9 protein-coding genes and 1 pseudogene are annotated in these 11,716 nt (G+C 69.7%); 3 read left to right on the top strand and 7 right to left on the bottom strand.

The window, feature by feature from the left end; genetic code table 11:
• From ABZX92_RS43095 to ABZX92_RS43085, 3 genes are all read right to left on the bottom strand, one after another.
• On the bottom strand, positions 1-1,964 hold a 1,964-nt coding region (locus ABZX92_RS43095; protein WP_355571513.1), incomplete at its 3' end, for a VWA domain-containing protein.
• Positions 1,961-3,346 carry a sigma 54-interacting transcriptional regulator gene (locus ABZX92_RS43090; RefSeq protein WP_355571511.1) on the bottom strand — a complete coding sequence of 462 codons (1,386 nt, stop codon included), beginning with the start codon at positions 3,344-3,346 and terminating at the stop codon, positions 1,961-1,963. The genes ABZX92_RS43095 and ABZX92_RS43090, both read right to left, overlap by 4 nt.
• Before the next feature lie 55 nt (positions 3,347-3,401).
• Positions 3,402-5,534, bottom strand: a complete 2,133-nt coding sequence (locus ABZX92_RS43085; RefSeq protein ID WP_355571509.1) for a N,N-dimethylformamidase beta subunit family domain-containing protein — start codon at positions 5,532-5,534, stop codon at positions 3,402-3,404.
• Positions 5,535-5,563: 29 nt separating this feature from the next.
• Here ABZX92_RS43085 and ABZX92_RS43080 point away from each other — a divergent pair, with 29 nt between their 5' ends.
• Positions 5,564-6,052 carry a YcxB family protein gene (locus ABZX92_RS43080; protein WP_355571507.1) on the top strand — a complete coding sequence of 163 codons (489 nt, stop codon included), beginning with the start codon at positions 5,564-5,566 and terminating at the stop codon, positions 6,050-6,052.
• Positions 6,053-6,112: 60 nt separating this feature from the next.
• Entirely contained in the window at positions 6,113-6,910 is a 798-nt protein-coding gene (locus ABZX92_RS43075; protein WP_355571505.1) for a hypothetical protein, read from the top strand.
• Here the strand turns inward: ABZX92_RS43075 and ABZX92_RS43070 are convergent.
• Both ABZX92_RS43070 and ABZX92_RS43065 read right to left on the bottom strand, forming a co-directional pair.
• The gene (locus ABZX92_RS43070; RefSeq protein WP_355571503.1) at positions 6,907-7,641 is read right to left on the bottom strand and encodes an ABC transporter permease; all 735 of its coding nucleotides are present in this window, start codon (positions 7,639-7,641) and stop codon (positions 6,907-6,909) included. The two genes, ABZX92_RS43075 and ABZX92_RS43070, sit on opposite strands and share 4 nt — an antisense overlap.
• Complete coding sequence (locus tag ABZX92_RS43065) at positions 7,638-8,372, bottom strand: ABC transporter ATP-binding protein (protein WP_355571501.1); 735 nt, start codon at positions 8,370-8,372, stop codon at positions 7,638-7,640. The genes ABZX92_RS43070 and ABZX92_RS43065 overlap by 4 nt, the downstream gene beginning before the upstream one ends.
• Before the next feature lie 246 nt (positions 8,373-8,618).
• On the opposite strand from ABZX92_RS43065, the gene ABZX92_RS43060 reads away from it, so the two are divergent.
• Entirely contained in the window at positions 8,619-10,301 is a 1,683-nt protein-coding gene (locus ABZX92_RS43060) for a trypsin-like serine protease (RefSeq protein WP_355571500.1), read from the top strand.
• A 20-nt stretch (positions 10,302-10,321) separates the two neighbouring features.
• Here ABZX92_RS43060 and ABZX92_RS43055 read toward each other — a convergent pair whose 3' ends face one another.
• Together ABZX92_RS43055 and ABZX92_RS43050 are read right to left on the bottom strand one after the other, a co-directional pair.
• On the bottom strand, positions 10,322-11,347 hold the full coding sequence (locus ABZX92_RS43055) for a ferrochelatase (RefSeq protein ID WP_355571498.1): 1,026 nt from the start codon (positions 11,345-11,347) through the stop codon (positions 10,322-10,324).
• 130 nt (positions 11,348-11,477) lie between these two features.
• Positions 11,478-11,660, bottom strand: a pseudogene (locus ABZX92_RS43050) (SDR family oxidoreductase); the annotation flags it as partial.
• Between the last annotated feature and the right edge of the window lie 56 nt (positions 11,661-11,716).

Raw genomic sequence — 11,716 nt, 5'->3', positions numbered from 1 at the left:
CACGCCGCCGGTAGCAACGCCCGCTCCGTCCACGAACGACACCGGCGCCGGCACGTCCGGGAGCGCGTTGACCGGTACGCACACCTCCGAGTTCCTTGAGGTCGCGGATGATCATCCACTGGTTGCCGCCGGGCCACGATGTCGACGAACTCGGCCAGGCGGGGGTCGTCGCCCAGTTTGAACACCGAGATCGTGGCGCCCAGGCGGGCCAGGGCGTCGACCTCGTTCAGCGTCTTGGTCAGGGTGCGAGGTAGCGGCGGGTAGTTGAACTCGGCGTCGCCGTCGGGTTCGAGGTGGGCGGTGGGTTCGCCGTCGGTCACCACGAGCACGACAGGTTGCGCGTCGGGGTGGCGGCGCACATGCCGCCCGGCCAGCAGCAACGCGTGGTGCAGGTTGGTGCCTTGCTCCCACACGCCTTCCAGAGACGTCAGCTGGCCGATGTCCACGGCTTCGGCGTAGCGGCCGAACGTGACCAACTGCAAGGCATCGGTGCGGAAACGGGTGCGTACGAGGTGATGCAAGGCAAGGGCCGTGCGCTTCATCGGCACCCAGCGGCCGTCTTGCACCATCGACCAGGAGGTGTCCACGCACAGTGCGACGGCCGCGCGCGTGCGGTGTTCGGTTTCTGAGACCTCCAGGTCGACTACGTCCAGGGACATCGAGCCTGAGCGCAGAACAGAGTTGCGCAACGAACGCGGCACGTCCCACGGCTCGGTGTCGCCGAACTGCCACGGTCGCGAGGAGCCCATCAGCTCGCCCGCGGCGCCGGCCGAGACCGTGTCGCGGGAGCCCTGAGAGGAACGCAGCTGGTCGACGACGCCGCGCAGTGCGGTCTCGCCCAAGCGCCGCAACGCCTTCGGGGTCAGGCGCAGCGAGCCGTCCGGCGCGCGCTCCACGATGTTCTGCTGGCGCAACGCCTTTTCGAGCTCGGCCAGGCGGCGCGCGTCAACCGAGGCCGACGAGCCCAGCTGGCGTTCCAGCGCCTCCAGGTCGATGTCCTCCAGGCGCGCACCCGGATACGACTGGCCGAGCTGCTCGGCCAGCGCGTCGAGCTCGGCGAGGTCGGCCATCGCCTGCGCGCCCTCGCCCAGGCCCAGCGGATCCTGGCCGCGGAAGCGGGCGGAAGACGTCCAGTCCTCGCCAGGACGCAACTGCTGCAACAGAGAGTCCAGAGTGGACAGTTGCGAGCCGATCCCACCGAAAGCCTGCTGGGACAACGCGGACAGCTCGGCCCGCTGCTCGTCGGTCATCGAGTTCATCATGCGTTGCGCCGCAGCAGAACGAGCGGCCAGGGCGTCGATGAGCTCGTCGACGTTGCGCGGGTTCTCCGGGAAGAAGTCGCCGTGCTTGCGCATGAAGTCGTCGAACAACCGCGGCGTGTCAGGAGAACCGGCCGCGTGCGCCTCCAGCAAGGAGTTCAGGTCGGCGAGCATGCGCCGGATGCGCTTCACGTCGTCCGAGTCCACATTGGACAGCGCTTCCTTCATGCCCTGGAAGCGCTGGTCCAGCAGCTCACGACCGAGCAACTCACGAATCTGCGAGAAAGCCTCGCGAGCCTCGGAAGAACGCCAGTCGTAGGACGACAGCTCCTGCACGGCCGCGGCGGTACCGGGCGGCAAAGCGTCGAGCTGGGCCTCGCGGAAACGCGCGTCATCGGACGGATCCGGGAACAACGCCCGCCGCTCCGCCTCCAAAGCCTGCTCCAGCAAGCGACGGACCTCGGACAACGTCCCGTCCAACCGGTGCCGCCGCTGGATCGACGACCGCCGCTGCCACAGCCGCGACGTCAGGTCGTCCAGTCCGCGCGTGCCGTCGACGCCGCGCCGCAACAGCTCGCGCAGAGCCGAGGAAGGCGACGCGCCCTCCATGATCTCGCGGCCGAGCTCGTCGACGGCCGCACGCAGGTCCACGGGTGGCGCCAGCGGATCGGCGCCCCCGCTCCAGCGTCCGTACCGGTACCTCATCCGTACACCGATCGGTCGTCGTCGGAGTTCTTCGCCAGGTGGCGGGTCAGGTACAGCGATTCCAGAGCCAGCTCCACGGCCGAGGCGATGCGGCCGACCGGATCCTTCGGGCCGGCACCCATCCGCGCGGCGACCTCGTGCAGGATCGGCAACTCCGGCAGAGCAGCCAGAAGATCACCGGCGTGCACGCGATCACCCGTAGCCACCGGGTGGCCGTCGGACACGACCTCGGCCAGAGCACGAAGGTTCAACCCGGCCAGGCGAGCGCGCGCGGTGTCGGCGATCGAGCGGCGCAGCAGGTGCACGAGCACCTCGTCCTCGCGCCCCTCCTCCCCCGCCTCGAACTCCAGCTTGCCGCGCAGCACGTCCGGCACCGACTCCAGGTCGACCGGACGCGCGATGGCCGGGGTCTCGCCGATCAGCGCGGAACGGCGAAGTGCCGACGCCGCAACGGTTTCCGCCGCGGCCACCGCGAACCGGGCCGACACGCCCGAGCGCTGGTCGATCGACGACGACTCGCGCAGGTGGCGGACGAACCGGGCGATGATCTCCAGCAGGTGGTCACCGACCTCGGCGACCAGCGAGGCTTCCTGGCGCACCAGGTCGACCTCGGCGTCCACCTCCAACGGGTAGTGCGTGCGGACCTCGGCGCCGAAGCGGTCCTTCAGCGGCGTGATGATGCGGCCGCGGTTCGTGTAGTCCTCGGGGTTCGCGGTGGCCACCAGGAGCACGTCCAGCGGCAGGCGCAGCGTGTAGCCGCGGACCTGGATGTCGCGCTCCTCCATCACGTTCAGCAGCGCGACCTGGATGCGTTCGGCCAGGTCAGGCAGCTCGTTGATGGCGATGATGCCGCGGTGCGCACGCGGCAGCAGGCCGAAGTGGATGGTCTCCGGGTCACCGAGCGAACGCCCCTCGGCCACCTTCACCGGGTCGACGTCGCCGACGAGGTCACCGACGGACGTGTCGGGCGTCGCGAGCTTCTCGGCATAACGCTCGTCGCGGTGCCGCCACACCACCGGCAGGTCGTCGCCGAGCTCCAGAGCACGGCGCTTCGACTCCGGCGTGATTGGGTCGAGCGGGTGTTCGCCCAGCTCAGAGCCCTCGATGACGGGCGTCCACTCGTCGAGCAACGACACCAAAGTGCGCAAAAGCCGCGTCTTGCCCTGTCCGCGCTCACCGAGCAGGACGACGTCGTGGCCGGCCAGCAGAGCGCGTTCCAGCTGCGGCAGCACCGTGCGGTCGAAGCCGACGATGCCGGGCCACGGGTTCCGCCCCTCGCGCAGTGCCGCGAGGAGGTTCTCCCTGATCTCGGTCTTGACGCCGCGCGGCAGGTGCCCGGCGGCGCGCAGTTCGCCCGCCGTGCGGGCCAGGTTCTGGGTCACGCAGACGACGCTACGCACCCGAACCTGGCCCGTCGACGTGGAGCGACTCCAGCCGCTAGGCCAGACCCGCCCGAACGGCGTTCAGCAGTATGCGCGACTGAGCGGGGTCGTGCGCGAGAGCACCGTTGAAGCACAAGGAACTCGCGGCGAACACCCACCCTCCGTTCGGCTTCGGCGTCACGCACATCTCCGCACCGTGGTCCTGTTCGCCGTGAGCGAAGCGGACGACGCCCGGCGCCTCGGGACCGGCGGCCGTACGCGTGTCGACCTCCCAGCCGCTCGCCGCGAAGTTGTAGCCCTCGCGGCCGAACCTGTCGCCGATCCTGAGGCCGGTCCCCTCCAGGAACGGGTGGTCGGCGTCCACGACGTACGGATGCATGTCCATGTAGGAGTAGCTGTCGTACGCGACGCCGAGCACCTGCGACTCGGGACGCCCCTGGTCGCGCCACAGCCAGCGGTTGCCGTCCACGTTGCGGTGCAGCACGAACCCACCGGCGGCGTTGTAGTCGACGCGCTCGTACATGCCGTTGCCGCCCGTGTAGACGACACGACCGCCACCGGCGAGGTAGTTCTCCAACGCCGTGCGCATCTCCGGCGTCCAGTACTCGGGGTGCGTCGCCAGCACGAGCACCTTGTACTGCGCCAGCCACGACGGGTTGTGCAGGTCGAGATCCTGGTAGCAGTCGTACGCCACGTTGTTGTCGGAGAACCACTTCATCAGCAGCAGGTCACCGTAGAACCGGACGTCGATGAACCCAGGCGCCTCGACGTAGGCGTTCGCGAACGGCCGCTGCGTGGTGATGCGGCGACGCGCGGCGCGTTCGTCCCAGCTGTACTGGAAGTGCCCGCCCCAGTGGTTGTAGGCGTTGTGCGTCAGGTACGGCAGCAACAACGCGACCTTCCGCGCAGGCTGCCGGGGCTTCACCACGAACGGGATGTACTGCCGCAAGCCGTGTGCGCCTTCGAGGCGGACGACGTGGAAGCCGGACTCCCAGTCAGCGCCCACGGGCACGGTGAAGTCCGTCTGCCACCCGGCACCGTTCTCGCGGTAACCAGCCCGCAGCAGCTGCCGGCGACCCGTGAACGTGCGCGGCGCCCACATCTCGTGCGCACCACCCTGCTCGATCGGCCCGGTCAGCCGCAGCACGCTCGCCTGGTAGCTGTCGAACGTCGTCGACACCCGGACCGGCAGCTGATCACCGGCCGAGACCGACCACGCGGTGTACCCCTGCAGGTTCGCGGCACGCGTCACGGTGAAGCCGGTGCCGACGACCTTGCCGTTGCCCTCCGTCCACACCACGCCGTCGCGGTCGATCGTGGTGTGGTTCTGCAGCTTGTACCAGGCCAGCTGGTGGTCCGGCTGCGTGTGGTCGCGGTTGACCCACACGACGTAGACGACGCCGTTCTCCGCGAACCGCTCGACGCAGCCGCCCAGGTCGAAGCCGGTGCCGATGTGGATCGGCTGGCCGTCGTTGGCCCACGCGCCGGGCCCGTTCGTGCCGTCACCCGCGAGATAGCGGAACCAGTGCAGCACCGCACCGTGCCGCATCCCGTAGATGACGCCGTGCTGATCCGCGAAGTAGCCGTCGTAGTCGCGCCGGCCGGTCGCGATCTTCTGCCCGACACCGTTGTTGGCCCACGCCCCGGAGCCGTTCGTGCCGTCTCCAACAACATATCGGAACCAGTACATGTCACCCTGCGCGTCGACCGCGTAGATCACGCCGTCCCAGCCGCCGAACACGTATGAGTAATCGCGGAAACCCGTGTGGATGATCTCGTTCGTGTTCTCGTGCCAATAGCCGGCACCCGTTGCAGCGTTCGTGAGAACCCACTTGTGCCACCAGATCGTGCCGTCACCGCAGAAGCCGAACAGCTGGCCGTCCTGCGAGGCGAGCACGGTCGGGTGAATCTGCCAGCCGGACCCGATCTCCCGGCCGTTGCCGTCCGCCCAGGTGGGGCTGCCGTCGTTGCGCCCGTTGTGCTTGAACCACTTCAGCCGGCCGTCGGCGTACAGCGCGTAGATCACGCCGTTGCCGCCGGGCACGATCTGCAGCAGCCGCTGTTCCGGATCTTCCGCGGCGGCCTGCGCGGTCCCCTGGTTCGCCACGACGAGAGCCGCTCCGGCGAGCGCGCCCTTCAGCACCGTTCTGCGCGCGAATGTCCTGTTTTCCTGATCCCCCAGATCCATGACCACATCGTGCAGCAGAATGCGGGGCGATGAGCAACAGTGTGGATTTCAAGTGGGCGCCGTCACCGGCGGACTGGCGGGCCAGCCTGCGGGCGATGGTGCCGATGTTCAAGTGGGCGCCGTGGTTCGCGGTTGCACTGGGCGTGATCTCGCTCGTGCTGCTGTTCGGTTTCGACGACGAGATGTTTCCCGTCGCGGTGTTCGGCCTGGTGTGCGCGCTGGTCATCGGGTTCATGGAGCCGGTCGCGGTGTGGTGGCGGTTCTCCTCCGACGAGATGATCAGCCGGACCGTCGTGGGCAGCGCCGACGACCAGTCGTTCCGGATGGCCGTGGGCACCGCGGTGCGCGAGGAGATCGTCTGGGAGGAGCTGCCGGGCTGGACCGAGACGCGGCAGGGTTTCGTGCTGGACACGCTCGACGCGGCGTCGCTCTCGGTGCCACATCGGGCCTTCGCGTCCGATGAGGACCTCACGTCGTTCCGCACGCTGCTCGAACAGCACATCGGCCCGGCCAACTAGGTGTCTCGGATCAGGCACACCGGGTGGGGCACACGGGCCGAGGCCACGTAATCTCGTCCCGTGTCCTGTGCGAGTGCCACGCTGGTCGTGTGGACGTCGGGATGGCTGCACGGTTTGGCCGCCGCCGACGACGTCCTCGACGCCCTGCACACGTGGGCCGAGCAGCACGAGGTGGTGGCCGACGACGACGGCACCGCCACGGCGCTCGACCTCCCCGGTCCCGACGAGGCCCCGGTGGGCCCCGCCCTGCTGCTGGCCGCCCTGCGGCGCGCGGGCGCGACCTCCGCGCGGCTCGCGTTGCCCATACCCGGCGACGTGCGCGGCCTGGGCGGCAAGGGCCCGCTCTCGACGTGCGCGCTGCGGTCCGGCGAGGCGCTCGTGATCCCGTCCGTGCACGTCGGCCTCGTGCCGAAGATCGTGGCGGACGGCGTGATGCGCTGGACCGTCTTCGACCTGCCGTCGTCCAACGGCCTGGAGCACATCCCGATCGGGGAGGCCGAGCACGGCCTGGGTGCCGCCCTGCGCGAGGCGACGGCCGCCCTGGCGTCCCTCGACGTGGCCAAGCACCGCCCGAACGTGCGCAAGGAGATCACCGACCTGGCGACCGCGAACTCACGCCTGCCGTGGCCGGACGCGATGCCCCCGCGCGCGCTGCGGGTGCTGCAGCGCGCCGCCGAGGTGGACGCGATCCTGTCCGTGGCGCGCTCGGACGCGCCGGGCGGGGCCATGTCGGCGTCGGCGATGAGCGCGCGGACCGACGCCTTGAAGCCGGTGTCGGAGGCGGTGCGGCGGGCTCGTTGTGCCGCGGTGGACGAGGCCGTGCGCGTGCTGGCCGACAGCGGCGCCGGCCGGCACTAAGGAGTACGGCGTCGAAGCGTCACCGCGCCGAGCACCAGCGCGAGGAGCCCGCACGCCGCCACGATCGCGAGGTTGCGCACGAGTTCGCCGGTGATGTCGCTCGACGTCGTCACCGCGGTCAGTGCGTCGACCGCGTAGGACAACGGCATGATGTTGGACAACCACTCCAACACGGGCGTCATCGCCTCACGCGGCGAGAAGAGGCCGCACAACAACACCTGTGGCATCACGAACAACGGCATGAACTGCACGGCCTGGAACTCGGTGCGGGCGAACGCGCTCGCGAAGAGTCCGAGAGCCGTGCCCAGCAACGCGTCCAGGCCCGCGATGACGACGAGCAGCCACACCGAGCCACCGATCTCCAGGCCGAGCCAGGTGAGCGAGATGCCGACCGCGACGAGGACCTGGACGAGCGCCACCACGCCGAACGCCAGCGCGTAGCCGAAGAGCAGGTCGAGCTTGCCGATCGGCATGGTCATGAGGCGTTCCAGCGTTGCCGTGGTGCGTTCGCGCAGGGTCGTGATCGACGTGACGATGAACATGATCGCGAACGGGAAGACCGCGAGCAGGGCCGGTGCGGCGCGGCTGAAGGCGGCTTCGGAGTTGAAGACGAAGCGCAGCAGGATGAGCAACAGCGACGGCATCAGGATCATCAGGGCGACCGTGCGGCGGTCGTGCCGGAACTGGTTCAGGATGCGCGCGGTCGTCGCGAGCAGAATCGAGGTGTTCACGCCGCCTCCTTCGCCCGGACCAGCGACAGGAACGCCTGCTCCAGGTCGCCCGTGCCGGTCAACGACAGCAACGACGTGGGTGTGTCGTCGGCGAGCAATGCGCCGTCACGCATCAACAGCAGGCGTTCGCAGCGTGCGGCTTCGTCCATCACGTGGCTGGACACCAACAACGTGACGCCACGGGCAGCCAACGAACGGAACAGCGTCCACAGCTCGTCACGCAGCAACGGATCGAGGCCGACGGTCGGTTCATCGAGGACCAACAGCTCCGGCTTGCCCAGCAACGCCACGGCCAAGCTCGTCCGCGACAGTTCGCCACCGGACAACGACGACACGAGCTGCGACTCATGGCCGCCCAGCCCGACCTCGGCGATCACGCGCTGAACGTCGGACCGGGGCGCGCGCAACACCGCGCAGAAGTAGCGGAGGTTCTCGGCCACGGTCAGATCGGCGTACACGGAGGGGCTCTGCGTCGCGTACCCGATCCGGTTGCGCAGGCTCGGGTTGCCGGCGGGCGCGCCGAGCACCGAAACCGAACCGCCGGACACGATCTGCACGCCCACGACCGAGCGCATCAACGTCGTCTTGCCGCAGCCGGACGGGCCCAGCAACCCGGTGACACTGCCGTGCGGGATCGAGCAGCTCACATCCCGCAGGACCAGACGCTTGCCCCGATGCACCCGGAGCCCGGTGACCTCAACGGCCCCAGAAGTCGTCACTGAACTGGTCATGCAGCCAATTCTTCGCTCGTTGAAAAAGTTCTGTCCAGCCTCTTGACCGGTTCGCAACACAACGGGGCTCTTGGCTTTTCCCGCTGAGCACGCGATCATGCGCTCAGCGCTGACCTGGGGGCATCGCTGGTCTGGGGAGACACCACATCGAGGGCTTGCTTTCGTGTGCGCTTTCCAGCGCGCCCCGGAGACGTCAGCGAGGACGAACACAAGGGGCTGGGGGAAATGAGTCGAGTGAGACGGCGGGTGAGAACCTGCCTGGCGGGTGTCGCGGTGGTGGCAGCCGCAGTGGGGCTACCGGGCGCGGCGGCGGGGTTGTCCGGTGGGACGGTCGTGTCCGGCGGGCAGTACGGGTTCGTGGCCAGGGTCGCGCACTCGGGTGGGGCGTGCAGCGGCGCGCTGGTCGACCGGTTCTGGGTGATCACGGCGGCGTCGTGCTTCCCGGCCAACCCGCAGGGCGGCATGCCCGCCTCGCCGGTGAAGGTGACGCTGGGCGACGTGGACCTCGGCCGCGGTACCGGCACGACGGCCGACGTGGTGGAACTCGTGCGCCGGGGCGATCGCGACGTCGTGCTGGCGAAGCTCGCGGCACCGGTCGTGGACGTGGCACCGGTATCGCTGGGCACCGCGGCGCCGGTCGCGGGACAGGCGTTGCAGGTCAGCGGGTTCGGCCGGACGGCCACCGAGTGGGTGCCCGACAAGCCCAGGATCGCACCGTTCTCGGTCAGTTCGGTCGACCCGCTGCGGTTCACGAGCACCGGGGCGAACGGTGTCGACACCTGCAAGGGCGACGCGGGCGGGCCGGCGCTGCGCACCAGCGGCGGCGTGGTCGAACTGGTCGGGGTGAGCACCACCTCGTGGCAGCACGGCTGCCTGGCGGTCACGGAGTCCCGGCAGGGCAGCACGCACGCGCGCATCGACGACATCGCCGCCTGGGTCAGGGACACGGCCGCCACCACGGCCGTCGCGGAGCCGGCGCCGGTCAGCTTCGGCGAGGACGTGCACGTCTTCGCCGTGGGCGCGGACCGGCAGCTGCACCAGAAGGTGCTGCGACGCGGCCAGGGCTGGACGGACTGGGCACCGCTCGGCGGCAACCTCGCCGGGCCGGTGGCGGTCCACGTCCGCGGCCAGGAGCTGCACGTGTTCGCTCCCGGCGCGGACGGCAAGCTGTGGCACCGAGTCCTCACGAACGGCTCCTGGGCCGCGTGGGAGAACCTCGGCGGTTCGGCGGCGGGCCGCCCGGTGACCATCGAGTTCGAGAACGGCCTGCACGTGTTCGTGCGCGCCGCCGACGGACGCTTGGCGCAGAAGAAGTACGAGCAGGCCTGGTCGGGGTGGACCGACCTGGGCGGCGTGATCTCCGGCAACCCGGCGGCGTTGCTGTTCCGCGGGTCGTTGTACGTCTACGGACGCGGCGAGCCGTCCGGGCACGTGTTCCAGAAGGCGTTCCACCCGAACCAGGGCTGGCGGGAGTGGGAGGACCTCGGCGGGGTCGTGTCCGGCAGTCCCACGGCCGTCGAGTACGGCGGGGCGATCTACCTCCACGCCGTGGGCGACTCGGGGCACGTGTTCCAGAAGGTCCACGTACCCGGCCAGGGCTGGATGGCGTGGGAGGACCTCGGCGGAGTCGTGTCCGACAGCCCGTTCGTCACCACGTACGCCGGGTCGTTGCAGATCTACGCCCGCGGCGAGCCGTCCGGGCACGTGTTCCAGAAGGCCTACGACCCGAACCGGGGCTGGCTCGGCTGGTCGGACGTGGGCGCTGACGTCACGGGCGCCCCGGCGATCACCGTGAACGCCGACGCCTCACTGCACGTCTACGCCCGCGACAAGGCGACCGGACACGTCGTGAACCGGCCGTACGTCTGGGGCGCGGACTGGCTGCCCTGGGCCGACCTCGGCGCGATGCACGGCGTCGTCCTGCGTTGATCGAGCGGGCCCGTCCGCGTTCAAGCGCGGGCGGGCCTCTTCGCGGGTTCGCAACACAACGGCGCACACGGCGCGCCGTTCACCGTGCAGCCGGCGACGGTGAACGAGGACAGCTTCCGCGCGGGAACACCCTCGGTGTGCTCGGCGACCAGCTCGACCACGAGTTCGGCGAAGCGCGGGTCGGAGTTCGGGGTGGCGGCGCGGGCGAACTCCACGCCGAGCTCGGCGCAGCGGTCGCGGGCCTCGGTGTCGAGGTCCCACACGACCTCGAGGTGGTCGGACACGAACCCGATCGGGCACACGACGACCCCGGTGACGCCCTTCGCGTGCAGGGCGTCGATGTGGTCGACGATGTCCGGTTCGAGCCACGGGATCTGCGGCGGGCCGGACCGCGACTGCCACACCACGTCGTACTCGGTGATGCCCAGCTCGGCGGCGACGAGCCTGGATGCCTCGACGACCTGGCGCGAGTAGCGGTAGCCGCCCTCTTCGGGCGGTCCGGCGGCCTTGTCGGCGGACACCGGCACCGAATGCGCGGTGAAGACGAGCCGATACGGACCGGACAAGGAGTCAGCGGCCGCACGGACGCCGTCGGCGAAAGCGGAGATGAACAGCGGGTGGTCGAAGAACTGGCGCAGCTTCACCAGTTCGGGGCCGCCGGGCACCGCGGCCAGCGCGCGCAGGATGTCCTCGTCGTACTGCCGGCACGCGGAATAGCCGCCGTAAGCACTCGTCGGGAACACGAGCGCCCTGCGCACCCCGTCCGCCTTCATCTGGGCGACGGTGTCCTCGACCATGGGGTGCCAGTTGCGGTTGCCGAAGTAGATCGGCAGCTCGAAACCGCGGGCCTTGACCGCCTCGATGGCGTCCAGGTTCAGGCGGTTGATCGGCGACACGCCGCCGAAGTGCTGGTAATGGGCTTCGACCTCGTCCAGCCGCTCCGGCGGCACGCCACGTCCGCGAACCACGTTCTCCAGGAAGGGGCGGACGTCCTCAGGACCTTCCGGTCCACCAAAGGACAACCAGAGCAGCGCGTCGAAACTCACCGGCCCATCAAATCAGACGCCGAATCCCCGCACGCGACGAGCCCGCGCCCGCTGTCCAAAGGGAACGCGGGGGCCCCGCGTTCCCTTTGGGGAAACGTGGGGCCCCCGCGTTCCGACAAGCAAGGACGGGTCAGAGGCCCAGGAAGTGGACGCCGCCGTCGACGAAGACCATCGAGCCGGTGGTGGCGGGGAACCAGTCGGACAGCAGGCCGCAGACCGACTTCGCGACCGGCGTCGGGTCGTCGACGTCCCACGAGAGAGGAGCCTTCTCGCCCCACATCTTCTCCAGCTCGACGAAGCCCGGGATCGACTTCAACCTGTGGTTCATCTCGGGCGGGCTGCAGGGTGGCAGTGCCGAGCGGGCCTACC

Origin of the sequence: Lentzea sp. NPDC006480 (assembly GCF_040611995.1) — a bacterium.
GTDB lineage: Bacteria > Actinomycetota > Actinomycetes > Mycobacteriales > Pseudonocardiaceae > Lentzea.
The sequence above is the reverse complement of the archived record's forward strand: the minus strand, read 5'-3'. Positions and strand labels throughout refer to the sequence as shown.

Bases quoted from the DNA above. Each gene is read 5' to 3' on its own strand.
- ABZX92_RS43085 (WP_355571509.1), bottom strand. From the start codon at position 5,534: ATGGATCTGGGGGATCAGGAAAACAGGACATTCGCGCGCAGAACGGTG.
- ABZX92_RS43080 (WP_355571507.1), top strand. From the start codon at position 5,564: ATGAGCAACAGTGTGGATTTCAAGTGGGCGCCGTCACCGGCGGACTGG.
- ABZX92_RS43065 (WP_355571501.1), bottom strand. From the start codon at position 8,372: ATGACCAGTTCAGTGACGACTTCTGGGGCCGTTGAGGTCACCGGGCTC.